The sequence below is a fragment of the Citrobacter sp. Cpo103 genome (genome assembly GCF_030332605.1).
Classification (GTDB): domain Bacteria; phylum Pseudomonadota; class Gammaproteobacteria; order Enterobacterales; family Enterobacteriaceae; genus Citrobacter; species Citrobacter portucalensis.
Map to the genome: position 1 here is coordinate 114132 of NZ_JAOWHO010000034.1, position 25294 is coordinate 139425.

22 protein-coding genes are annotated in these 25294 nt (G+C 52.9%); 4 read left to right on the forward strand and 18 right to left on the reverse strand.

What is annotated here, in order from left to right:
- Positions 1-80 precede the first annotated feature (80 nt).
- The 4 genes from kduD to OGX89_RS16090 all read right to left on the reverse strand — a co-directional run bounded on the left by kduD (position 81) and on the right by OGX89_RS16090 (position 4386).
- Complete coding sequence (gene kduD / locus OGX89_RS16075) at positions 81-842, reverse strand: 2-dehydro-3-deoxy-D-gluconate 5-dehydrogenase KduD (protein ID WP_003033923.1); 762 nt, start codon at positions 840-842, stop codon at positions 81-83.
- Positions 843-899: 57 nt separating this feature from the next.
- Positions 900-1736: a 5-dehydro-4-deoxy-D-glucuronate isomerase gene (gene kduI / locus OGX89_RS16080; RefSeq protein ID WP_003825578.1), complete on the reverse strand. Its 837-nt coding sequence runs from the start codon at positions 1734-1736 to the stop codon at positions 900-902.
- A gap of 484 nt (positions 1737-2220) precedes the next feature.
- Complete coding sequence (locus tag OGX89_RS16085) at positions 2221-3399, reverse strand: acetyl-CoA C-acetyltransferase (protein ID WP_032944867.1); 1179 nt, start codon at positions 3397-3399, stop codon at positions 2221-2223.
- Between the two features lie 102 nt (positions 3400-3501).
- The gene (locus OGX89_RS16090; RefSeq protein WP_003825574.1) at positions 3502-4386 is read right to left on the reverse strand and encodes a LysR family transcriptional regulator; all 885 of its coding nucleotides are present in this window, start codon (positions 4384-4386) and stop codon (positions 3502-3504) included.
- A 101-nt stretch (positions 4387-4487) separates the two neighbouring features.
- Here OGX89_RS16090 and OGX89_RS16095 point away from each other — a divergent pair, with 101 nt between their 5' ends.
- Both OGX89_RS16095 and OGX89_RS16100 read left to right on the forward strand, forming a co-directional pair.
- Positions 4488-4943 carry a multidrug/biocide efflux PACE transporter gene (locus OGX89_RS16095; protein ID WP_008785723.1) on the forward strand — a complete coding sequence of 152 codons (456 nt, stop codon included), beginning with the start codon at positions 4488-4490 and terminating at the stop codon, positions 4941-4943.
- A gap of 142 nt (positions 4944-5085) precedes the next feature.
- Entirely contained in the window at positions 5086-6315 is a 1230-nt protein-coding gene (locus OGX89_RS16100) for an amino acid permease (protein WP_003825569.1), read from the forward strand.
- Between the two features lie 52 nt (positions 6316-6367).
- Here the strand turns inward: OGX89_RS16100 and rcnR are convergent, their stop codons facing one another.
- Positions 6368-6640 (reverse strand): Ni(II)/Co(II)-binding transcriptional repressor RcnR, encoded by a 273-nt coding sequence (gene rcnR, locus OGX89_RS16105; protein WP_003825567.1) that lies wholly within the window; start codon positions 6638-6640, stop codon positions 6368-6370.
- A gap of 120 nt (positions 6641-6760) precedes the next feature.
- Here rcnR and OGX89_RS16110 point away from each other — a divergent pair, with 120 nt between their 5' ends.
- A complete protein-coding gene (locus tag OGX89_RS16110; protein ID WP_126956631.1) occupies positions 6761-7651 on the forward strand; it encodes a nickel/cobalt efflux protein RcnA in 891 nt (296 codons plus the stop codon).
- A gap of 45 nt (positions 7652-7696) precedes the next feature.
- On the opposite strand, the gene OGX89_RS16115 is transcribed toward OGX89_RS16110, so the two are convergent.
- The 7 genes from OGX89_RS16115 to OGX89_RS16145 form a co-directional block, all read right to left on the reverse strand.
- Positions 7697-9079 carry an amidohydrolase family protein gene (locus OGX89_RS16115; RefSeq protein ID WP_063940928.1) on the reverse strand — a complete coding sequence of 461 codons (1383 nt, stop codon included), beginning with the start codon at positions 9077-9079 and terminating at the stop codon, positions 7697-7699.
- Positions 9080-9091: 12 nt separating this feature from the next.
- Positions 9092-10042: a carbamate kinase family protein gene (locus OGX89_RS16120; RefSeq protein ID WP_103284757.1), complete on the reverse strand. Its 951-nt coding sequence runs from the start codon at positions 10040-10042 to the stop codon at positions 9092-9094.
- Positions 10043-10068: 26 nt separating this feature from the next.
- The gene (locus tag OGX89_RS16125; RefSeq protein ID WP_003825560.1) at positions 10069-11619 is read right to left on the reverse strand and encodes a hypothetical protein; all 1551 of its coding nucleotides are present in this window, start codon (positions 11617-11619) and stop codon (positions 10069-10071) included.
- Between the two features lie 117 nt (positions 11620-11736).
- Positions 11737-13155, reverse strand: coding sequence for a YlbE family protein (locus tag OGX89_RS16130; RefSeq protein ID WP_126956628.1), 1419 nt, complete (start codon positions 13153-13155; stop codon positions 11737-11739).
- Complete coding sequence (gene fdrA / locus OGX89_RS16135) at positions 13155-14702, reverse strand: acyl-CoA synthetase FdrA (RefSeq protein ID WP_003825557.1); 1548 nt, start codon at positions 14700-14702, stop codon at positions 13155-13157. Before fdrA ends, OGX89_RS16130 begins: the two co-directional genes overlap by 1 nt.
- Positions 14680-15579 carry an oxamate carbamoyltransferase subunit AllH family protein gene (locus tag OGX89_RS16140; protein WP_082190868.1) on the reverse strand — a complete coding sequence of 300 codons (900 nt, stop codon included), beginning with the start codon at positions 15577-15579 and terminating at the stop codon, positions 14680-14682. The genes fdrA and OGX89_RS16140 overlap by 23 nt, the downstream gene beginning before the upstream one ends.
- Positions 15580-15594: 15 nt before the next feature.
- Positions 15595-16200, reverse strand: coding sequence for an ankyrin repeat domain-containing protein (locus OGX89_RS16145; protein ID WP_003825553.1), 606 nt, complete (start codon positions 16198-16200; stop codon positions 15595-15597).
- A gap of 390 nt (positions 16201-16590) precedes the next feature.
- Between OGX89_RS16145 and OGX89_RS16150 the strand changes: the two genes are divergently transcribed.
- Complete coding sequence (locus OGX89_RS16150; RefSeq protein WP_003825551.1) at positions 16591-17520, forward strand: LysR substrate-binding domain-containing protein; 930 nt, start codon at positions 16591-16593, stop codon at positions 17518-17520.
- A 42-nt stretch (positions 17521-17562) separates the two neighbouring features.
- Here the strand turns inward: OGX89_RS16150 and OGX89_RS16155 are convergent, their stop codons facing one another.
- The 6 genes from OGX89_RS16155 to pgaA all read right to left on the reverse strand — a co-directional run bounded on the left by OGX89_RS16155 (position 17563) and on the right by pgaA (position 24487).
- Positions 17563-17835, reverse strand: coding sequence for a GNAT family N-acetyltransferase (locus OGX89_RS16155; RefSeq protein WP_003033869.1), 273 nt, complete (start codon positions 17833-17835; stop codon positions 17563-17565).
- An 11-nt stretch (positions 17836-17846) separates the two neighbouring features.
- Entirely contained in the window at positions 17847-18077 is a 231-nt protein-coding gene (gene yjdI, locus OGX89_RS16160) for a 4Fe-4S mono-cluster protein YjdI (protein WP_003825544.1), read from the reverse strand.
- A gap of 82 nt (positions 18078-18159) precedes the next feature.
- Positions 18160-18666 (reverse strand): poly-beta-1,6-N-acetyl-D-glucosamine biosynthesis protein PgaD, encoded by a 507-nt coding sequence (gene pgaD / locus OGX89_RS16165; protein ID WP_003825542.1) that lies wholly within the window; start codon positions 18664-18666, stop codon positions 18160-18162.
- Positions 18663-19997: a poly-beta-1,6-N-acetyl-D-glucosamine synthase gene (gene pgaC / locus OGX89_RS16170; protein ID WP_003033859.1), complete on the reverse strand. Its 1335-nt coding sequence runs from the start codon at positions 19995-19997 to the stop codon at positions 18663-18665. The genes pgaD and pgaC overlap by 4 nt, the downstream gene beginning before the upstream one ends.
- Entirely contained in the window at positions 19994-22015 is a 2022-nt protein-coding gene (gene pgaB, locus OGX89_RS16175; RefSeq protein ID WP_003825535.1) for a poly-beta-1,6-N-acetyl-D-glucosamine N-deacetylase PgaB, read from the reverse strand. Before pgaB ends, pgaC begins: the two co-directional genes overlap by 4 nt.
- A gap of 9 nt (positions 22016-22024) precedes the next feature.
- A complete protein-coding gene (gene pgaA, locus OGX89_RS16180) occupies positions 22025-24487 on the reverse strand; it encodes a poly-beta-1,6 N-acetyl-D-glucosamine export porin PgaA (RefSeq protein ID WP_003825533.1) in 2463 nt (820 codons plus the stop codon).
- Positions 24488-25294: the final 807 nt, after the last annotated feature.

A 25294-nucleotide genomic window follows, 5' to 3' on the forward strand; every position in this document is an offset into this window, starting at 1 on the left:
TAACCACAATATGGATTTTAATGATCCGAATATAAAAAAACCCTGCCAGAGGGCAGGGTTTAACGGTTCTGGAAAGCGAATTAACGTGCCAGCCAGCCGCCATCTACTGCAACGGTATAGCCGTTGATATAGTCAGATGCGCTGGACGCCAGGAACACGACAGGCCCCATAAGATCGCTCGGCAGACCCCAACGACCCGCCGGAATACGATCGAGGATTTCTGCGCTACGTTGCTCATCAGCACGCAGCTGTTGAGTGTTATTCGTCGCCATGTAACCCGGTGCAATCGCGTTGACGTTGATGTTATGTTTTGCCCACTCATTCGCCATCAGACGGGTAACGCCCATTACGCCGCTTTTAGACGCGGTGTAAGACGGCACGCGGATCCCGCCCTGGAAGGAAAGCATAGAGGCGATGTTGATAATTTTGCCGCCGTTACCCTGAGCGATAAAGTGCTTCGCCGCGGCCTGAGACATAAAGAACACGCTCTTAATGTTCAGGTTCATCACGTCATCCCAGTCTTTTTCGCTGAAGTCGATCGCATCGTCACGACGGATAAGACCCGCGTTGTTGACCAGAATATCGATATGGCCGAATTCTGCCACTGCGCGCTCCAGCAGCGCCGGAATACCATCGATTTGACGCAGATCGGCGGTCAGGCTTAAAAAACGGCGGCCCAGTGCGGTCACGCGTTCGATGGTTTCTGTCGGTTCAACAATGTTGATACCGACGATATCGCAACCTGCTTCAGCCAGACCAAGCGCCATCCCCTGACCCAAACCTGTGTCACAACCGGTCACAACGGCGACTTTACCTTCAAGAGAGAATGCATTCAAAATCATTGTAAATCCTTAATTTTTTATAATGCCCACCGCAGCAGGCACGGCTGTCGCCCGCAACTAGCGCAGATCTTTTACTGCAACATGGTCCATATCATCAAAGACCTGGTTTTCGCCGACCATGCCCCAAATGAACGTATAAGCTTTTGTGCCGACACCGGAGTGAATAGACCAGCTTGGAGAAATCACCGCCTGCTCGTTGTGCATCACAATATGACGCGTTTCCTGAGGCTGACCCATCATGTGGAAGACGCAGGTATCTTCTTCCATATTGAAGTAGAAATAGACTTCCATACGACGTTCATGGGTATGACACGGCATGGTGTTCCACAGGTTACCCGGTGCCAGTTCAGTCAGACCCATGCTCAACTGGCAGGTTTCCAGAACATCCGGCACAAAGTATTTGTTGATGGTGCGACGATTGCTGGTGAGGTTATCGCCCAATGTCACTGGCGCAACGTCTGCAGGCGTGACTTTCTTAGTTGGGTAAGTCGAGTGTGCCGGCGCGCAGTTGTAGTAAAATTTCGCCGGTTTCGCCGCATCAATACTGGCGAAGACCACTTCTTTTGCCCCTTTTCCGACGTACAGCGCGTCGCGATGACCAATTTCATAGCACTGGCCGTCAACGGTAATCGTGCCCGGGCCGCCGATATTGATCACACCCAGCTCACGACGTTCGAGGAAATAGGTTACGCCCAGCTGTTTGCCGACTTCGCCACCCACAGAGACGGTTTTGGCCACTGGCATAATGCCGCCAACAATGATGCGGTCGATGTGGCTGTAGACCATGGTGTATTCATCTGCGACAAACACTTCTTCGACCAAAAACTCATTACGCAGCCCCTGAGTGTCCAGGGTTTTCGCATGCGCACTATGGATACTTTGTCTTACGTCCACATTTACCTCCAGTGATAAATTGACCGTGAATGCTTAAACGAATAGCAAAACGCTGTTCCGTTTTATCTTATGCGCTCATGATATCCCTCCCTGAATGTGTTTTCAATTATAACTAAAACGATGTTTCACTTTTTCCGCATCTTATTATCAAAAGTGTAAGTGTGATCACGCTAGCGCATATAAATCGCAAAATTTGTTTCAATAAAATCATTTAAAACAATTAGATAGATAAAAACACAAAAAAGCAGATCATTAGTGGCAGGGATAAGATATTGAAAATACAGCCAGGCTCATACGTCATTCACACACCTTTTCTAACAAAGTGCGCTATCAATCACATGAAATGAAACAACGTTTTGATATGTTGGTAGGGTTTAGAGTGTATGTTTCTGTAACTGGCCTTGCCCTCCTGTTGGAGGGCTTTTTTATAGATGCAGGAGAAAATCATCAGAAAAGGCGTTTAAGCAGAGAAATCGAAGGGAAATTAGTCTCGTTCGATAGCGAGCGCCACCCCCTGACCGCCGCCGATACACAGCGTTGCCAGTCCTTTGTGCGCCCGACGCTTCACCATTTCATGTACCAGCGAAACCAGAATACGACAGCCAGAAGCGCCAATCGGATGACCGAGCGCAATGGCCCCGCCGTTCACATTTACCCGCCGTTCATCCCACTCCAGCATTTTCCCAACGGATAATGCCTGCGCGGCGAAGGCTTCATTAGCTTCGATAAGATCAACATCAGCCAGTTGCCAGCCCACACGCTCAAGGCAACGGCGCGTTGCATACACTGGCGCAATCCCCATGAGCGCGGGATCGACCCCGACGCTGGCAAAGGCGCGAATACGGGCCAACACAGGTAAGTTCAGTTCCTGCGCCTTGGCCTCACTCATCATCATCACCGCAGCGGCGCCATCGTTGATGGATGACGCGTTACCCGCCGTTACCGAACCGAGTCTGTCAAAGGTAGGATCCAGACGCGCCAGCCCCTCGGCGCTGGCATCGGTACGCGGTTGTTCGTCGGTGTCCACCACGAACGATTGCCCATTACGCTGTGTTACCACCGGCACGATTTCATCTTTAAAGCGTCCGGCATCAATTGCCATCCGCGCTTTGTGCTGCGAGTGCAGCGCGTAGGCATCCTGCAATTCGCGGCTGATTCCGTATTCTCGCGCCAGGTTTTCCGCGGTAACGCCCATGTGATAATCGTTGAAGGCATCCCACAGACCGTCATGTACCAGGCTGTCGACCAGTTGGCTGTTCCCCAGCTGTGCGCCAGTGCGGCTATCGGTAAGGACATGCGGTGCACGGCTCATATTCTCTTGCCCGCCCGCAATCACAATGTCGGCTTCGCCACACTGGATAGCCTGGGTCGCCAGATGCAGCGCTTTCAGACCCGAGCCACAGACATCGTTAATGGTGATGGCGGAAACGGTATTGGGTAGCCCACCATTGATGGCAGACTGACGTGCAGGGTTCTGCCCGGCACCTGCGGTAAGCACCTGTCCGAGGATCACTTCATCCACAGCGTGAACGTCCACGCCCGTGCGTTCCAGTAACGCCTTGACCACCATGCTGCCTAACTCAACGGCAGAGTGGCGCGCCAGCGTCCCCTGGAAGCAGCCAATCGGTGTCCTTAATGCCCCGACGATCACAACCTCTTTCATCACTACCTCAGCGCAAAATAACACCGCAATAGTAGATGATTGTTAAAAATAGTTATCAAGGTTGTTTAAAAACGGTGATTTTTATCACAAAGGAAATTCGTATCACTTATTGGTCATCTGAACGCCACTCTGCTGCAAATGGTCACGCAACCAGCTTCCTGCCACACCAGGCGGTGATTTCTTATTCCACAACAGATCGATCGAGATAGCCTTTGGCCAGCCGGGCAGTTGTAATTGAACCAGTGGTTTTTCTGCCGCAAACTCCTCCACCAACGCACAAGGGAGCGCGCACCAGCCAAATCCCTGAACAGCCATACTCAGCAATAACAGATAGTTAGGAGCAGACCAGACGGGACCGCGCGCCACGTTGGTGCCGCTTTCCAGATAGGTATTCAGACGCAGCTCGCGCCAGGTGTGGAGTTGCTCCCACTGCAGTTTTTCTTGAGCCGCGAGCGGATGCGACGCTGCAACGTATAATCCCATCCAGGTTTGCATCGGCAGACGCGTAACACCCATGTCGGTCGGGTAATCTTCCCGCGCTTCGATCAACCCCACCTGTGCGCGTCCTTTTTGCAGCAGATCGATCACGTCTTCATCTTCGCCAATCAGGCATTCAAACTCGGTATGGGGAAACTTGCGATCAAACTGCACCATCAACTCTTCCAGCACATCCGGATGCAGCGTGTCAGACAGCACAAAGGTCAGACGCGCCTCAGTTTCACCCGACAGCGAGATCGCCGCCTCATCGAGACGTTCGCTGGCCGTCAGAATAGCCTGCACATAACCCAACACCCGCTTACCTTCTTCGGTCAGCGTTGGCTGGCGGGATGAGCGGTCAAACAGTGCAAAACCAAGATCGGCTTCCAGATGCGCAATGGCCGTACTGATAGTGGACTGGCTTTTACGCAGCCGCCGGGCCGCCGCAGAAAATGAACCGCAGGAAACGGTCTCCACAAATGCCGTTAATGCTTCAGGAGAATAACGCATGAGCTATCTACTTTATCGATGGATACTATCTTTTAGATATCACATAAAACGATAAAATTGCCACCATTCCGTTATCCGGGCATCAAAGAAGGTTTTAGGTTATGCAACACGATACTGTCCAACGCCGCTCGTTAGTTGAGCGTATTTTTCATGCCGTCTGCTTTGAAGGCATTGCCACCGCGATCCTCGCACCGACCACCGCATGGTTGATGCAGCGCTCGGTGCTGGAAATGGGCGGACTGACCATTCTTCTCGCCACTACAGCGATGATCTGGAATATCATTTATAACGCCCTGTTTGACCGTCTGTGGCCGTCGCACCTGGTAAAACGTACGGCGAAAGTGCGAGCATTTCACGCCTTAGGTTTTGAGAGCGGTTTTATTGTGATCGGGGTGAGCATCGTGGCGTATGTGCTAAACGTCAGCCTGGTTCAGGCATTCACGCTGGAAATAGGTTTTTTCCTGTTCTTCCTGCCGTACACCATGTTCTATAACTGGGCTTATGACACGTTACGCGAGCGCGTTATGAAGCGCCGCCAGCAGCGCGTTACTGCCTGATAATTAAAATAATAGTCGGAATATTCTCGGTTCCGGCTATTGTCCCATTCACTCGCCCGCTTGTTCACATCTCCCCCAGCCCCTGCCATTTGTGGTAAATTGCGCTTCTTTTTGTTTATTTTATAGTTGATACGTTCAAATAATGTCGAAATTTTGGTCAAAAGAAGAGACTCTCTGGAGCTTCGCACTATATGGGACTGCCGTCGGCGCAGGAACCCTCTTCCTCCCCATACAGCTGGGTTCTGCAGGCGCGGTGGTATTGTTTATCACCGCTCTCGTCGCCTGGCCTTTAACCTACTGGCCGCACAAGGCGCTATGCCAGTTTATCCTGTCCTCAAAAACGTCGGCTGGTGAAGGGATCACTGGCGCGGTTACCCACTACTACGGCAAGAAGATTGGCAGCCTGATCACCACCCTCTATTTTATTGCCTTCTTTGTGGTGGTGCTGATCTACGCCGTAGCGATAACCAATTCACTCACTGAACAGCTGGCAAAACATATCACTATCGATCTGCGGATCCGCATGCTGGTCAGCTTTGGCGTGGTGCTGGTGCTGAACCTGATTTTTCTGATGGGCCGACAAGCCACTATTCGGGTCATGGGCTTTTTGGTGTTCCCGCTCATCGCGTACTTTTTGTTCCTTTCGCTCTACCTGACCGGAAGCTGGCAGCCAACGCTACTCACCGGCCAGATGTCTTTCGATCAGCACACGCTTCATCAGGTTTGGATATCTATTCCCGTGATGGTTTTCGCTTTTAGCCATACGCCAATTATCTCTACGTTCGCCATCGACAGACGAGAGAAATACGGCGAGCAGGCCATGGGTAAATGCAAAAAAATCATGAAGGTAGCCTACGTCATCATCTGCCTGAGCGTACTGTTTTTCGTCTTCAGCTGTTTGCTTTCGATTCCGACAAACTATATCGAAGACGCGAAAAATGAAGGCGTGACGATTCTTTCCGCGCTGTCGATGATGCCAAACGCGCCGGCATGGCTGTCGATTTCCGGGATCATCGTTGCCGTCGTAGCGATGTCAAAATCGTTCCTCGGCACCTACTTTGGCGTGATTGAAGGGGCAACGGAGGTAGTAAAAACGTCGTTGCATCAGGTGGGTGTGAAGAAAAGCCGGGCCTTTAACCGCGCTCTGTCCATCATGCTGGTCTCGGCTATCACGTTTATCATCTGCTGCATTAATCCTAATGCCATTTCAATGATTTACGCGATAAGCGGCCCGCTGATTGCCATGATTCTGTTTATCATGCCGACATTGTCTACCTATCTGATCCCGGCGCTGAAGCCGTACCGTTCAGTGGGTAATCTGATCACCCTGATTGTCGGTCTGCTGTGCGTATCTGTGATGTTTTTTGGCTAAAACGTGTTGTTTAACGGCTCATTCCAGTAAGCGGATGAGCCGTTAAACTGACTTATTTGATGTACGAATCCAGCACTTTCAGGACCACATCCAAATCCTCTTCGCGCTTAATTTCATCGCCCTGATGCACAATGTGCTCGGTCAGATGACCTTTAATCACTTCACGCATTAATCCGTTTACTGCCCCGCGGATCGCCGCTATTTGCTGCAATACCGCCGCGCATTCATGCGGTTCATCCAGCATGGTTTTCAACGCCGCTACCTGCCCCTGAATCTTGCTGGTTCGGGCTTTCAGCTTTTGTTTGTCGCGGATCGTATGTGACATAACTTTACCTTTTTAACGTCTGGCTGTAGGGACAATACCATCGACATTCTACTGGGGGGTAGTATTTGATACTGGGGGGGAGTAGAATCAGACGAAACTAAACAACTAAGAATCATTCTCATGGGTGAGTTTTCTACGCTTCTTCAGCAAGGCAACGCCTGGTTTTTCATTCCCAGCGCGATTCTACTGGGTGTGTTACACGGCCTGGAGCCGGGGCATTCCAAGACGATGATGGCGGCCTTTATTATTGCCATTAAGGGGACCATCAAACAGGCGGTGATGCTGGGGCTGGCAGCAACGCTGTCGCATACCGCCGTAGTTTGGTTGATTGCGCTCGGTGGCATGTATATCAGCAAAGCGTTTACCGCCCAGGCCGTTGAGCCCTGGCTGCAATTTGTCTCGGCGATAATTATTCTCGGGACCGCATTCTGGATGTTCTGGCGAACCTGGCAGGGAGAGCAGAACTGGCTGGCCCAGACGCATCACGACCACGATCACGGGCATCACCACCACCATGATCATGACGACCATCATCATGACCACGATGACGATCATCACCATCATCATCACGAACACGAGCATAATCACGACCATGCCGCACTGGCAGGACTCACCGAAGGATCGAAAGAGTATCAGGATGCCCACGAACGGGCGCATGCCACCGATATTCAGCGCCGCTTTGCGGGCAAAGAGGTCACCAACGGCCAAATATTATTGTTCGGTCTGACCGGCGGGTTAATCCCGTGTCCAGCCGCCATTACGGTGCTGCTGATTTGCATCCAGCTCAAAGCCTTCACGCTGGGTGCCACCATGGTGCTGTGCTTTAGCCTCGGGCTGGCACTGACGCTGGTAACGGTGGGCGTGGGAGCGGCAATCAGCGTGCAGCAGGCGGCCAAACGCTGGAGCGGATTTAACACGATTGCACGCAAAGCACCCTATTTTTCCAGTGTGCTCATTGCTATGGTCGGCTTATATATGGGGATTCACGGCTATATGGGGATCGTCGGTTAACACTAAGAGAGCGCAGCAGCGATTGCCGCTGCGCGTAAAACCAGGCTAGCTTTCGACATTGCCCCACACCAGTTGCCCTTTATGGAAGGTCGCGGTGCGTGGGGAAATTCGCGCGACCGCTTCCGCCGAACAGGAGGCATCCACCAGCACAAAGCTGGCTTCATCCTGCGCTTTCGGCCAAACGCGCTCACCTTTTTCGTTAAGCGGCAACACATCGCCGGTGGCGAGGAACAACGCCCGCGACAGGTTGAGTTCGTTGGGGCGAATATAGAGCTGCGCGTACAGATTTGCCTTTTCCAGCATGTCGCCCAGCCCGTACGGCGACCAGTGATCAATTACGCTGTCGGTTCCGGTAATCACTTCCACGCCTTTATCGCGCAGCTGCTTGAGCGGCATGTGCAAGGTACCGATCGGCACCGTCGAGGCAATGGTAATCTGCTGCGTCGCCATGCGGCCCGCCAACGTGTCTACCTGCTGTTCGTTCAACGTTGCCAGTGCAAACGCGTGGCTGATGGTCAGTTTGCCCTTTAACTGCGGCGTTTTCTCCACCGTTTCCACCATGTAATTCACCGCCGCCACGCCTGCCGGACTGGTTTCATGCAGATGGATATCTACGCCTTTATCGTAATCCAGCGCAATCTGGAACATGGTGTCGAGGGATTTTTCCATCGCCCCATCGACGCTGGTTGGGTCCAGACCGCCGACGTAATGCGCTCCCGCCTGCATCGCTTCGCGCATCAGCGGTTCAGATTTTGATAACAGCAGGCCATGCTGCGGAAATGCCACGATTTCACAGGCAAAACCCGGCTGACGACGCGCCAGTACCGCCTGCAGGTTTTCGAGGTTTTTCAGCCCGGAAACCGGTTCTATGTTGCAGTGGCTGCGGGCGATCGAGGTGCCTTTTGATTGCAGCAGATCGATCAGCTTTTCTGCGCGCTCCTGCGTATAAGGCTGGAGTTCAGGCAGCAGCTTTTGTTCCAGGCGGATCATATCCTGAATAGTGGTGCCAGCCGGGCGGTTCAGCGAACGCCAGGGACCGCCGTAAAAGGTTTTATCCAGATGGATGTGCATGTCGCGCATGGCGGGCAGCATCAGCTTTCCACCCGCATCATAGTGGGGCAGCGTCGCATCCGGATGCTGCTTATTCTCGCGCAGCGCAACGATTTTTCCGTCCTGGATTTCAACGGTTTGCAGCGCGGTACGGGTGTGCACCACCACCGAATTTTCGTAATCAAAGCCCGCTTCCAGCAGGACGTTATCCAGGTAATAGTGTTTATCGTTAATCGTCATTGTGCTCTTCGACCCGCAGGTGTTCCCGACAGGATTAGCAGCATACGCGACCGGAGCGACCGCGCCAAACAGCGCGGCAGCGGTCACCATTTTTCCGCTCTGGCTTAAAAATTCACGGCGGCTGTTACTTTCCTTCATTCACGTCTCCTCTCAGGAATGGACAATATGGGTGCCCGTTTCGCCGCGCAGTGCGGCAGGCAGGCATTCCGGCGTGGTGATGATCACTCGTTTACCGCCACGCTCCAGAAACGCCAGGCTGGCAACGATTTTGGGTAACATGCTGCCAGGCGGGAAATGTCCCTCCTGCATGTAACGGGTCATCGTTGCAACATCCACCGTATCCAGCGCCTGCTGGTTGGGTTTGCCAAAATGAATACAGACCTGCTCGACGCCGGTGGTGATCACCAAAATGTCGGCGCGGATCTCCTGCGCCAGTAGCGCCGTGGAGAGATCTTTATCAATCACCGCGTCCACGCTCTGGTAATCCCCTTGATCGCTACGCACCACCGGGATCCCGCCGCCGCCCGCGCCAATAACCACAAAGCCTTGCTGGGTCAGCGTTTTGATCGCCTCCGCCTCGACAATGCGCTTCGGTTGTGGAGAGGCGACTACCCGACGGTAGCCGCGCCCCGAATCCTCAACAAAGCGCCAGCCCGGATTGACCCGCTGCAGTTCATCACGCTGCGCTTCGCTAAAGAACGCCCCGATGGGCTTGGTCGGATTAGCGAAGCCCGGATCGTTTTTGTCGACCTCCACTTGCGTTACTACCGTAACTGCCTTCTGCTCACCGCGCCGCGCCAGGCGGTTATTCAGCGCCTGTTGGATCAGATAGCCGATACCGCCCTGCGTATCGGCAACGCAGTTTGCCAGCGGGGTAAGCGGCAGCCCTTCACGCTCGTGCGCGATTTCCGCACGCCGCAGATCCAGCCCTACCTGTGGCCCGTTACCGTGCGTCAGCACAATGTTGTAGTCCGATGCCAGCATCTCCAGCACCGTATCCGCTACCGCTTTCACCGCTTCAGCCTGGTGTTCAATCGACTGGCTGGCGTTATCTTTGATAATGCTGTTGCCGCCAATGGCAACGACCACAAGTTCTTTCATAGTGTTATCTTCCGCTTGCAGGCAATTCAGGTCGTTTTCGTCGGTTCCTGCTCAGGCGCAGTCACCGCTTCACGGCTATCAAGAACATGCTTGAGGACAAACATGCCGCTCATCATCAGGTAGGCCACAACAAACATCATCGAGCTGCCTTCCGCAAAGCCAACCGCAGGGGAGTGAATCACGCCAAACAGCGATAACAGCGCGCCAAAGGCTGCGGCAATCGCGCCGCGCAGCGGCTTGTTCATAATGGCGAAGATAGCGACGCAGCCCCACAGCATGCTGGCCAGCGGTGCGCCGCTTCCCAGATGCACCAGTCCGTCGTAATAGACACCTTTGCTGTGCAGCAAGTCGCTACCCAGTTTCCCCGCGGATGTTCCGGCAGCGCCCATCACGCTGTTGACGATGGTCAATGCCCAGTTGGCAATCCACGGGAAAAGACAGATGAAGATGACGGGAACCTCGACTTTGGGCGTTTCTCGCACCACCTGGTTGGCGGTCACCACGCCGATAAACACCAGAATCGGCACTATCGCGGTCATCGGAATAATGGCGAGCATAAACGCCCCCAGCCCAAACAGCGGCACCAGGAACATGGTGATGCCTGAAGCGAGGGTATAGCCGATGCTGGCGCCCATCGCTTTCCAGCCCGCATGCCCAACATATACGGTCACCGGGAACGGGTTACCCAGCATGCAGCCGAGCATGGAAGCAAAGCCGTTCGCCATCATGACCTTACGGGTGTTGTACTCATCGCCCGCCGCGTGCGCACTTTCAATGTTCTCAAGGTCAAAAATATAGTTCGCCAGTCCCAAAGGAACTGCAGAAGCCAGATACGGTAGTGCGTGCGGTAAACCTTGCAGGAAGCTGTCGACATGAATTTCCGGCGGGTTGAAGCCAAAGGAAGACATCGACGCTTTAATGGCTTCCGGGCTTTGTAAACCGGAGATCCATGCCAGGGCCGTACCGGCAATCAGCAGCAGCAAACCGGTAGGAATACGAGCAAAAATCGGCTTCTTACCGAACCAGTTAATGAAGATCAGCAACAGGACGATGAAAGAGACGGTCGGCGCTTCGAATGCCTGCAGCATCGGGTTCATCGCCAGCAGCAACAGCCCCAGGCCGGACAGACAAGAAAGCAGTACCGTACGTGGGATCATCTTGCGGATGGTCTCGCCCAGGAAGGAGCCACCGACCAGGATCAACGCTTCGACAAAGCACCACACCAGGGCTATCTGGATAGCGAAGTTGGCATCTTTGGTTTGCTGATAAACCGGCATCAGCACCAGGAAGGTCACGGTGAAGATTGACGGTGCACTTGGTCCGGACGGCAGCGCCGTTACGTCGTTACGCCCGGTGTGCTTTGCCATCTGCAGGCCAAACCAGGCGTAGCAGACGCTGGCCACCAGCACCGCCAGACCAAAGGCAGGCGCAATGCGACCATAGACAATTTCGGTAGGGATCCCGACGACAAAAATGAGTAGCCCCATCATTGTCAGCAGGTTAGTCAGGTTGTTGGTCATCAGCCCAAAGTAAGCCGCCCAGTCACCACGTTTCCATTCTAGTTTTATGCTGTTCATGGAATATCCTTAACAGGTTAAGCATCGTTTGCGATCGCGGAGATCGCCCAGCCCTGCAGGTAAGCAACGTTTTTCGCTTCGCTACTGTGGGGCTAACCGCGTTAGCCCCGGTTATTGTTATTGGCAGTAGCGGTCGCACCAGTTGAGGATCGCCTTTTCAAAACAGGCGAACGGCGGGTGAACTATTCCGGCGCCGATCATGCCGATCCCCGCGTCTTTGTGCGCAATAGCGGTGTTGATCACCGGCAGAATGCCAGTGCTGCCTACGCGCGTAATATCGATAGCGGTCGGTACGCCCATAAAACCAAGCAGCGGAATGGTGACGTTGGGGTTTTCGCCGAGAGTGATTTCACGCATCTGGCGCGAGAAATCAACGGCCTCTTCGACCGTACCGCCCACCAGCGCTACGATGGCCGGTGCCGTCGCCATAGCGAAACCGCCAATGCCGTAGGTTTCGGTGATTGCGCTATCGCCGATATCACGTCCGGAATCTTCCGGCTTATAGCCCGCAAACATCGGCCCAATCACCTGCTGCGCCGGACCGGTAAACCACTGGCCCGGTAAACCGCTAATGCGCAGACCGAACTCAACGCCGTTGCGCGCCATCGTCGTCACCACGGTGCTGTATTCAATACCGTGCGCAGCGTCCATTGCGGCTTTACACATCGCCATCCAGGTCGGTCCGGAGAAGTAATCACTACTAAGGACGAACTCGAACACCTCACGTTGCTGCTCAACCGGATAACCGGTCTGAATAATCCACGGCGTCAGCGCCTGAATCAGCAGCGCCGTCCCGGCGTTGTTGCGGTTATGGCACTCATCACCCATGTGCAGCGCCTGCGCCAGCATCAGGCGCAGATCGATTTCGCCCGCCAGCTTCATAGCATCGCGCAGCATCGGTCCCAGCACATCGCGCATCCAGTGCAAACGATCGATAACGCTCTGATCGTTCGCGCCCATGCGCAGGATCTTCGCCATCTGCTCGCTCATATTGGTATATGCGCGGTTGCCATAGGTTTTGTTCTCGACGATGTGCATAAACATCGATGCCGATGTCACGCCCGCCATCGAGCCGACACAGTCATGCTCGTGGCACGGAGAGAAGATGATTTCACCCGAGGCGGCCAGTTCCGCGGCTTCATCCAGATCTTTCGCCAGCCCTTCAAAGACCAGCGCCCCGGTTACCGCCCCCTTCATTGCGCCGCACATTTTTTCCCAGCGGATTGGCGGCCCGGCGTGCAGGATGGTGTTACGGGTCATGCCCGGCACGACGTTGATCGCCTGGTCATAGCCAATCAGCACCGGATGCGACTGGATAATACGTTCCAGCGCCTGCTGGTTAGCGGCCGCGATTTTGTCTGCCAGCGGCGAATCGGCAATCTCGTCCAGCGCGGCCACGACCTGCATGTTGCCCTGCCCCGGCGGCGTCCAGTCGAGCTGGGTCACCGGTATGTTCTGCTTTTTCAGGTCATCGCTGAACATTGCGATGCCAACGTTAATCACGTTCAGCGGCTGGTTAAACAGTGTCTGGCTCATCAGGCTTCCTCCCCTTTACAGATAAATTCACGCGCCAGCAATCCGGTGTTGGTGCTACTGCTCGCCCAGATAACCCCGGCGTCGGTCAGCATCTGACACTGTTTTTCCAGCGACGGCGTATCAAGATCGGTTCCCAGCACATAGCCGAGGATCTCAAGCGGACGACCGTCTGCGGCGGCGATCGCTTTGGCTTCAACGATCGCATCGAGCATCACGCCAACCGGATCTTCATGTGATCCAAATCCAAGGACGAAGTCCATCACGATCACGCCAACTTCAGGATCGCGCGCTTCCTGTAACAGACGACTAATGCGGTTGGTGGGATCGATCATCGGGTGCGGTTTGCCGTTGGTAAAATCGTCATCACCGAAATCCAGGAAGGTATGCGCCACGCTGCGGTTGAGATCTTTCAGGCGGAACGCCGGATCCGGATGAATGTTGCTGTAAACTTCGGCATGTTTTTCCATGGCAGCAAACATCGCCTCATCGCACAACGTGCCGCCACAGAACAAGCCACGGATGTACTTTTGTTGCGGGGTCAGACGGGCGCGAACCTCTTCAATCAGCGGCCAGTTAAGCGGATGCAGATCCAGACTCTCTTTTTTCACGCCGGTCAGCAGTACCGCTTTCAGCGCCGCCTCTTTAGTACCGCGGGCAAACTGCAGGCCTTTTTCATCCGCAGGCGCGGCTTCACGTCCGAGGAAACACACCACCACGGGCTTATGACAGGCGCGTGCACGTTCCAGCACCTTGTGCGCCACCGCTGGCGCAGGCGGTTTGGAGATAAGTGTGATGATCTCAGTTTGCGGATCGGCCTCCAGCATGCCAATCGCGTCAAGCATCATCAGGCCGCCAATCTTTTCACTCAGATCGCGTCCACCTGTGCCAATTAGCTGGGAAATCCCGCCGCCAAATTCGTGAATGCGTACGCTCAGCTCCTGGCTGCCGGTACCGGAGGCACCAATAATTCCGATGTTGCCGCGACGCACCGCGTTGCCAAAACACAGCGCCGCACCGTTAATGATGGCGGTTCCGCAATCGGGCCCCATCATTAACAGCCCTTTTTCATGCGCCAGCTGCTTAAGCGCCAGCTCGTCCTCAAGAGAGACGTTGTCAGAGAACAGCATCACATTGAGGTTATTTTGCAGCGCCTGACGCGCTTCACGCGCGGCAAACAGGCCATTGACCGAGATCACCGCCAGATTGCTGTCGGGAACATGCTTCTTCGCGCTGGCAAGCGTGGCATAGTGCGCTTCATGCTGGCCACCCTGCTCTTTATGCGTAAACAGATCGTCAATCGCCACCAGCGTCTGGTCGTTCGCCGCCTCACTGGCACCTTTAATGACAATCATCAGATCGCCACTTTTCGCCTCTTCCAGCTCAGGCGTCAGCAGGCCGAGATTCTTCAGCACGCCCTTATTCATTTCTGTCGCCATAGCCACGAATGCCTGCTCAACGCCATCGAGCTTATTTGCGCGCGTAGAGATAGACATCAGTGAGACAGAATCAAAATACGTGTTCTTTTTAACAACTATCCTGATCGACATAATTCCCTCCGGACCTGTGGCTCAGGGCGCAGGCATCCGCCATGCCATACAGCATGTCGCAGCCAGAACTTGAGCCGATATTTTTAATGTCAGTAATATATTGCGTAGAAACGGGTTGTTGCTCAGTAATAAATTGGTTCAGCAGCCGTCCGATGCTTTCCCGATAACGCTGATTAAATGCTTCCTCTAGCGTTATTTTGCTGAGTAGCGTTGTATTATTTCCGGCACGTTGTAATGCTGCTAAAAAATCGTCTCGATATTTCCTCAGCGGATGTCCGGGAATAAATAAAATGGTGCTTAAACCTACTAAATAATCATCCGATGAGGGCGTCAGCCCTATCCCCAAACCAATTAAATGGCTGACCGCCGTAGTAATATTTTCTCCTGTACGCAACGCCGTCAGTAATGTTTGTCGGCGGTTGAGTAATTGACGGGTGATTTCCTGATAAAACGGATTGTCACCCCGGTACAGAAATAATGTGTCGTCGCTTTTTAGCTGTTGGCGGATAACCTCTTCCCAATGCTGCCAGCCGACTGCGGCAAGGCTTGCTGCATCAGATGTCCACCGTGGTATTCGCCACAGCAGGCAACCTGCGGTTTCTATCCATTTATCATTGCCAACAACTATTCCCGACCCGCTAAAACTGACCCGCTCACCGGGGTGAAACAGGTCTTCACAATGCGTCAGCGCCACCCGACAGCTGTTAGGTGCGTTATCACAATCTTCACTCAGTAACGTCAACATCCGCTGCTGTTCGGGTATCAACAGGTTTACCGCGTGGGAAAAAACCTGTTCAACCCGTCCCGTTCCCCGGAAAGTGAGAAACGCGCCGTCTGCGGTTAGCGCCCGTACGCATCGCCGTAATGGCGTAGCGATAATGGCGCTCCTGTGTCAGGCTCCGGCCGCAATCAGCAGCTCGGCAATTTCGTGGTACCCTTTCTCTCGCGCCAGTTCCAGCGGGGTTTTACCGTATTTATCCGTCATGTGCGGGTTTGCGCCATGGTCGAGCAGCAGCTTAACGATCTCCTGCTGCTTCGCACCACCGTCATTCAGCACGATGGCTTCCAGGAGCGGCGTCCAGCCAACAAAATTAGTATGGTTGACATTGATATCGGTACGCAGCAGCAGCTCACGCACGATCTCGACATGGCCTTTTTCGCTGGCTGGCGTAATACCGACGCCGCCAAAACGGCTCAGGCAATTGAGGTCGGGGTTAGCTGGTAATACCGTACGCAACAGCGTTAAATCATTCGTCAGGCAGCTAATCAGGAAGGGGTTAAAACAAGTTTGATCTTGTTTATTAATATCGGCACCCGCAGCAATCAATAAAGAAACACAGTCATAATGTTTATTCAGGCTGGCAATAATAATGGCAGTTCGCCCCTGGCGGTTGGTGGCGTTAATATCCACATTTTTTGCCAGACAGGATTTTAATCCATCGACATTGCCCTGTTCTGCCGCCAGCAGAAATTCAGTAATGAGTTCTTTCTCTGACATAATCGCTCTCCTGCAGTTTTTTAGACTTTTTAAATATCCGATAACCTGAGAATAGCAACAGAGTGCAGAGAATAACATCCGCTTAAATTTCATTCATCGTTAGCGCATCGATTATTGAATCAATTTTAACAATGAGGACAAAACGTGCTGTAGTGCAATCTTTCCCTTATGGCTGTGGCCCTTTTAGCCACTAATCAGTAGTCCGGGAAATCAGGCGGTATGCTGCACGGATAGCGGCCTGCAATTAAAATACAGAAGTGTGATTGCCTTCAAACCAAATGTAAAACTAGTGTTAAATTCTGTTCAAAACTGATTGCTCTGTATAAGGATTACAAATACATTCAACAATCATCGTGTTGCGGATGCGCATTGTTGCCGGAGGGGAGAAAGATGAATTCAATATTTACCGAGGAAAACCTACTGGCATTTACGATGGCTGCCCGCTATAGCAGTTTCAGCAAGGCGGCGGAGGAGCTTGGCTTAACCACATCGGCAATTAGTTACACCATCAAGCGCATGGAAATGGGTCTCGACGTGGTGCTGTTTACCCGCAGTACTCGCAGCATTGAGCTGACCGAGTCCGGGCGCTATCTCTTTCGCAAAGCAACTGACCTGCTGAATGACTTCCACGCCATCAAGCGCAGCATTGATACCATCGCTCAGGGCATTGAAGCCCGGGTACGCATCTGCATTAACCAGCTGTTGTATACCCCACAGCACACTGCCCGGCTATTACAGGTGCTCAAAAAGCAGTTTCCGACCTGCCAGATAACCGTCACCACCGAGGTGTATAACGGCGTCTGGGATTCGATCATCAACAACCTGGCCAATATCGCCATTGGCGCGCCCGATACGTTACTGGACGGCGGCGGAATTGATTACACCGAGATCGGCGCGATCCGTTGGTCATTTGCGATTGCCCCGGATCATCCGCTGGCGTTTATGCCTGAACCCATCTCTGAGAGCCAACTGCGCCTGTACCCGAACATCATGGTGGAAGACACCGCACACACCATCAACAAGAAGGTTGGTTGGCTGTTACACGGTCAAGAGTCGATTCTGGTTCCCGATTTTAATACCAAGTGCCAGTGCCAGATCCTGGGGGAGGGAATCGGTTTTCTGCCAGACTATATGGTGCGCGAGGCGATGGAAAAGTCGTTGCTGGTGACACGGCAGATCCACAACCCACGTCAGGATTCACGAATGCTTTTGGCAACCCAGCATTCGGCAACCGGTCGTGTCACTCAGTGGATTAAAAAAGAGTTTGGCCCACAAGGGATACTGACGGGGATTTATCAGGATTTACTGCATCGGGCGTGATGCACCGGATGGCTGTTATACCTTCCAGTGCATATAAGATAATCAGGCGCGGATATCGTCGTACTCGCGGGTTTTATCAAATTCATGTTTGGCAAACGGGCACAGCGGAATAACTTTGCGGTTTTCAGCGCGCATCTTCTCTACCACTTTCGCCACCAGCTGTTTGCCGACGCCCTGACCTTTCAGGCTGGGATCGACATCGGTATGTTCAATGATGCTCAGATGCTCGCCCGTCGGCACGAAAACAATCTCGGCAACCTGGTTGCCCTCAGCATCATTGACATAAAACTTGTTATGGCCTGCAAGAATTTCCATGCTTCCCTCACTCATTTTTGGCGATATTTCAGCGCACCGCTCGGACAGGTATCGATGACCTTGATGACCGTGGCAACGTCCACTTCATCCGGAATAATCCACGGTTTACGTTTCAGGTTAAACAGCTTCGCGCTTCCCCGCACGCAATTGCCCGAATGCTGACACATCGCCGTGTTGAAGTAGACGTCAATCTTCTCGCCGGTATAGGCCCGGTAACCTGCATCCAGTAGTTCCTTATCCACGACATTGCCTCGCATTTTTTTATTGTCTGGGTCTAATCATAGACCTATGCGAGGCTGAAGGAAGTGGCTGAAAGCAGAAATATCATTCAGGCTTTTTCTGTATCGACGGCTGCGGCTCTGGCGGCAAATACTCCAGCATCGCAGGCGTCGGCGGCGGGAGGCGGTTATCGGCAATATCCCTGTCCACATCGATATGACTGATTTCGCCATTCTCATGATGGTGGACCGTCAGCACCCTCGCCTTGTTCAGTTCCGTAACTAGCTCCCGGGTAATACGCAAACTTTCTGCCAGCTCATGGTCTTCAAGCCCGGGTCTGCGACTGCGGCGTTCGACCCGAAAACGAAACTGGTTGTACTTCGCCCAGCCAATCAGCACCAGGCCGTTGACCAGGGCGACAAGGATATAAAACGTGACCGTATCCAGCGTGGTGAAAAAGGGTCGCACCCCCATATACGGCGAATGCGCCAGGGCTGTGATCAGCCCTTTATAGATCAAATAGATAAATCCAACCCATGCGATGGCCGTCAACAACACATCGATGATGCGCGGCAGCAAACGCCGCTCCGTGAAGATCAGTGGCTGGTTCATGATTCGATCCTCCCAATACCGCGGTCAGGACTCACCCAACGCGCTCTGCCACGTTTGCGTTTGAGCATCACTTTCGGGAACGCGACCAGCGTGGTGAACAGGCTTAGCATCCAGTACACCACCGGGAACCAGATAATCCAGAACAACGAGGCGCCAATGCCTTTTTCATAGCGTCGTTCAATCATCAGGCTCACCGCAAACTGCAGCAAGCACACCACGCCGAGGATAAGTCCGGTAAAGGCTGGCGGGAACAGATGCTGTACATACAGCGAGTCCGGCATCGGGATCATCAGCCCTAACAGGAACAGCACGATACTGATCGCATAGGCAAACGACCAGGCGGTAGAAAAACAGAACTCAAGAAACAGCGGCCACATGCGGCGGAACTCCCACGACCACAGGCGACGCATGTTAACGATAAACACCTCTGCACCACCCTGCGCCCAGCGCAAACGCTGCTTCCATAGCCCTTTTAATGTTTCAGGCATCAGGATCCAGCACAGAGCGCGCGGCTCAAAGAATACCGACCAGTGGCGCAATTGCAGCTTCCAGCTGATATCGATATCTTCGGTGATCATGTCCGGGCTCCAGTAACCGACCTCGGCCAACGCGCGACGACGAAACGCCGCAACTACGCCGGAAACGGTAAAGATCTGCCCATAGACTCGCTGAGTACGCTTAATTAAGCCGATAATGGAAGAGAACTCACCGACCTGCACACGACCGATTAACGTAGAGCGGGTTCGAATACGCGGGTTCCCCGTCACCGCACCAACGCGCGGGAACTGGATCAGCGGAGCCACAATATAGGCAACGGCATCACGATCCAGTAACGCATCGCCATCAATACACACCAGGTAATCACTGCGCGCCGCGGCCGCACCGGTCTTGAGCGCCAGCGCTTTACCCTGGTTTTCAGCCAGATGAATCACCCGTAGGCTGGGGTATTCCACTGCCAGTTGTTCCAGCACGTCGTGAGTGTCATCCGTCGAACCATCGTTGATGGCGATCACTTCGATATTCTTATATCGCTGTGCCAGTGCTGCCTCAATGGTTTCACGCGCGTTGATCCCTTCGTTAAAACAGGGGATCAGAATGGAAACCAGTGGATTCCCCGGCAGAGTTGGTGGTGGCGTGTCATCTCCCCATTTCCAGTGACGTTCACGGTAAAACCAGAAATAGACCCCGCCGCTTATCCACAAAGCAGACATGAACAAAGGCCAGAAGAAGACGAAGTTCAACATCACTTCACCTGTAAAGATGACAGCCACGCCAAACGGCAGGCTGAACATCAGGCAAAGTATCAGGAAAGCAATAATGCGATCGGTCATTTTTGCGGATACCAGTATGAGGAGAACGTCGAGCGAATCTCTGACATCTCAGGTTTGTCGCTGATGAAATCATCCGGGTAATAGCCGTAGTTACCTGCACCGCTTAATTTCAGCTGGCGCATCCATTCGGCTATTTGTTTTCCGCTGATTTCAGCCTGATCCCCGGATTTACGCCAGTCTCGTGCCTGCAGTTCAAACACGGTTTTATCCAGCGCCCCAGGGGTTTGTGCAACGGCATTCACCAGTCGGTCAAGCCATGCGTTGGCATCATTGGCCGGGATTTGTTCCATGAATGGCATCGCCATCGGCGCCGTCCAGTCATAGGTATTGAGGAAATCATTCAGGTTTTGTGCAAACCAGGCTTCACTTTCAGGCTCCAGTACCGGCATGGCGTAAATATTGCGCGCAGTTTGCACCTGTGGACCGCGAATATTACGCACCGTCCGGGTCAGTTGTTTGGTGAAGTCAATAAGCATCTTACTTTTCAGGCGAGTCCAGCGCTCGAACGCCTGAGGATTATTACGTATTTGCTCGATACTGCCTGGAAGCCCTGCGGCACGGTAGGCGGCTAACGCCTCCGGTGACGCATCTTCAAAATCCGTCAGGAAAGCATCGTCATGGAACAAAATACCTTTGAAACTGGCGTGCTTCGCCAGGTCTTCATAGATTTCAGTGATGCGTTTGCGCGCTTCGCTGTCCCAGGGCGAGAGACGAACATAGTTTTCGTGATTGATAGCAGTGCGTCCCGTTTTCGGATCCCATGCGGTTACGCGTGGAATGGACGCGTCGAGATCGAAAGCCAGAACCGGCATCCAGGCATACACCGTCACCCCAGCCCGCGTTTGTAACTGCCAGGAGATATAGTTAAAGAGATCGGCACGCATCGGCAGCCAGCGGTTGGGGAAATAGACCTCGCGAATATTCCCGTCGCCCTGCGGATCGGCGTACGCCTGCAGGAAGACATGAGAAATACGCATGTCATAAACGCGCTGGATCAGCTTATCGATATTTCGCTTCTGCTGAGCAGGGTCTTTGTCATACACGTAATCCAGATCGACATGCATCACGCGCATCGTCTGTGGTTCACGGACCTGAGCGACCTGACTGGCAAAGCGCTTAAGGGATGGGTTATCAGAGATCAGCACGCGCGGAATATCGTCGAGAAACGCGGCATTCGCCAACCCCTCATTAAGCGTAAAGGCCATCTTATAGCCATGCTCTTTGGCCAGGTTTAACGTTGTACCGTTGGCTGCGCCGTAAGGCCATACCCACGCACGCGGCGATTTTCCGGTCACCGCTTTGATCTTGTTAGTGATCAGAGAGATATCCGTGTTAATACGTCGTGTGTACTGTTCGTCCGTTTCGTAAGTGCCAGTTTTCTTATCATACAGGCGGTTCGCCACAGCGGGCTCTTTACTCCCCTGCGGGTTGGCCTCAGCGCCAAAGTGCGAGTTCCAGGTGTGCGCACCGACTTCCACCAACGGCGATTTCCCCATTTCTTCGACCATTTTCCAGGTGGCGAATTTGTCTCGCGCGGTCATTAAGCCACCAAAATCGACTTTTTTGTTGGCTGGCGCATCAACCCAACTGCCTACTGGCGCCCAGAGCGCAGGCCAGTTGTAGGCTTTCAGCAATGGCCAGACGCGGGTATAAAAACTGCTATACCCGTCGTCAAAGGTGAGTAATACCGCTTTTTCCGGCAGTACAATTTTACCGTCATGGGCGTCCAGAATTTGCTGCACGCTGATCGGCTGATAGCCATTATCACGCAGCCAGGCCATTTGGTCGCTCAACGCGCTGGTACGCACAGAGAGGTAGCGCTGGTCGGCTGCACCATCCTCCACATCATGGTAGCCGAGCACCAGAAAGCTATTTTTCGGCCACGGATGATCCGCCGTCAGCGGTGTTCTCTCCCCGGGAGGAACATAGCGAGGCGTTGTATTGTGCGCGCTGCTGCACGCGGTAATCATCAACCAGCCAGCGATTAATGCGCTAAGCCACAGGCATCTTTTCAGCATGAACAATCCTTAAAACCTGACATTTAAATCGAAAGCGAGGGAGATATTCCGCTCACGTTTACCGTCATAGGGGCGTTTATCCCAAATCAGCATCACCCCGCCGTCTACGACGTTGTTCCATTTAAGCCGTTGCCCGTATCCCACCTGGACGATAGCGCCTGCATCTTCACCTTGCTGCCAGTAGCCACCTACGCCAGCCAGACCTTGCTGCGTCCAGACGGTATCATAGTGGCGGTAAAGAACCTGCTCTGCGCTCAGGCCAGGGACAACCGAAAAATCACTCTTCGGGTTGTAATACGGCACATTTTCTTTGGTGTTGGTGCTCCCGCCAATGCCCGGCGTAAAGTCCAGCGTGAAGCGTGGCGTGGTCCACATGCGCTCTTTTCCGCTGAGTCCGTATTCGATGCGATCGTTACCGTCCGAGAAATGTGATGCGGCAAACGACAGTTGATATTCACGTCGTTCGTTTTGATACCAGCGAACAAACATATCGCCGCCGTTGGCATACACGCCACTACGCAGCGCGCGCAACGGGGTATTGCGAGAGAGGCGCTCGGCCGAACCACCAACGCGCCAGTTGTCATTGAAGTCATGCCAGCCGGATAGACGCCCACCAATCTTCTGCCCATCGCCATAATTTCGGCCAGACACTTCCATTTCCGCCCAGTAATCACGGGAAGTCCATTCTGCACCCGCCGCCAGATCGCGGCTGATGCCCTTCCCTTCCTCAAATTCACCGGTAGCGAAGTTGAATCCGGTAAACAGTCGCCAGTTGTCATTAATCGGCGGACTGTAAATAGCCGTGTTGATGTTGAAGTCATTCTTACCGCTGACCGGGCTATCGGACGAGATCCCCTGCGTTCCGCTAATACGCACTTCCGACATTTTGTGGACATCACGAATACGCGCGAGGCGCAGCGTCGCTTCATCATCCGGGCTACGGGCAATAACGTCATCCGTCAGTTCATCTGCCTGTTTCCACTCCTGAAGATCCAGTGCAACGTAAGCCTGCTGACGTTCCAGCTCCAGGTTGCTTGGCTCAATTACTTCCGCCAGCTTAAGCTCTTTCTCCGCCGCATGCGGCAATCCACGCGCTTCAAGCACAGAGGCATAAGATATGCGCAATCCCTGGTTACCAGAGCCTGTTCGTGCCAGATGCTCTGCGAGCTTTTCTGCCTCTGGCAGTTCATTGGCAGCGATATGATATTGCGTCAGTAGCGACTGTCCGAGCAGCCAGTTATCGTTAGGCTGCGGCGTTGGCGAGCCATAGATACGCCGCAGATACGGACTCTCTTTGATCAAATCATCGACTTGTTTTTTGGCAGCATCGAAGTTTTCATTATCAATGTGCGCGTAGAACAGATCTTGTTGATCCTCAGGACTGAGCGGCGTCACCGGGATAGGTCCATTCGGGTAGAAGATGCTCGCCAGCATCGCTTCGGTTTTTTCCGGCTGACGTTCGCTTAACCATGCTGATGCCACCCAGCGTTTTGCATAGTTTGGTACTTCACCGCTTGCAGAAAGGGAGTCATACTCATCAATCACTTCGGCAGTACGCTTACGCACCAACAGGGCACCCATACGGTCAATTCTCGCCCGACGGACATCATTCTGCGCAGACGGCTCATCTTTCCAGGCCGCCAATAGTTGGTCATAACGGGCCAACGCTTTATCCGCTACGATAAAACGTTCTTCTTCATTACGTGCGGACGTATAAGAGGATCGGACCATTTCGGCCGCCGCATCAAGCTCAAGACGGCGCTTCACTGGATCAGCCGTGGGAACGACCTCCGCCATATTTAAAGCGGGTCCGGAAACGCGGTTCGCCGACAGCGCAGATAGCAGCGTGGATTTTGCATTTTTATTGCCTGGATCAACATCATCCGCCTGGCTGGCAACCAACAGCGCATCCCAGTTTTTCCCCTGAGAATGATATACGTAGGCAAGTAGCGCGTCGGAATCTGCGCCCGGATGTGCCTGAGCCCATTTATTCGCTTCAGTAAGGGCTTGTTGGTTGTAGCGCGCATCCGCCAACGTCATTATCCAGCCGGTGCGTACATCCACGTTATCAGGCTCTTCCTGTAAAACGCTTTCCCACACCGCCAATGAATCATTCCAGTTTTTCTGGTTACGGTACGCACGTGCAGCGGCGACTTTGCCGCGCGCAGGCACATCCATCTGCCCACGATACCGCTGCCAGATTTCAATGGTAGTTTTATCGTTGTTCTCAACCCAACCAGAAACTTGCAGCCAGTCGGCAACCTGATTTGGCGTTAGCGCACTTTTCTTTCCCTGATCCTCAAGGTAGTGCAATAGCGGCGCACTATTACCACCTCGCGCTTCAATAACCAAAGCGTCATAATCTGATACTGCTGCTGAGATTTGCATAGGGAAAAGAACGCTTGCCGTAAATAAACAGCTTACAGACTTAAAACGTTTAATGAAGTTGGCATGTCGACGCATACTGAACATATCTGCCCTTATATCTTACAACAGAGTAAAAATAAGCGTTTTCAATAAGTTACGGTCAATCCCTGACAGTTGCCGACCATGTAAGATGCACTACCGCTTATTTCGTAATAGGGTTATGAAGCTATTAATTCTTTCGTCTTATTGACTACCTGTGCCTCGTCCTCTAATCGTTGGATAGGAGGCATAAACTTGTGAATTTTATCACTCTGCGTAGTTCGTGGCTACGTAATAAGAAAAGCCTTAGGCAAAAAAGCATTTTAGACTAGATTATCCTAATACTCTTGGGATTGAATTCTGGATTTAAACAAAGTTTGCCCGATGACGCCATGTGACGATGCTTACTATTGCTGGTTAGCATAGCCACACCGCGCAACTGTTTGCATGGTAACTATTTTGAGAGGTGAGCAGAGAAAAATCTGATAATAGGCACTCTGCTAACAACAAAATATAACTTAATTTTTAGGGCTCAAACAGGGCCAATGAAATTAAAATAAGGGTATAGACGCAAGAAGAATTAGATACAGTAACAATGCGTTGAAATCAAACAACTTTATTTATCATTTTTCGAAACCTACCATAATTGGTATTTGGAAAATCAATCAAATACGTGCGTGAATAATTGTGTATTACTTTACCTGTTAATATATTTACCAACCTTGCGTACTATTGACAATATCAACCACAATCAATTATTTCCCCTTACAATATGCAAGCCTATTTGCATTACAAGCAACTGATAGAAGCATAATTTTTTGCACTTACCTTCCCCTCAGTCTTTCAGGTAATCTGGGCAAAGACGCCAACAGG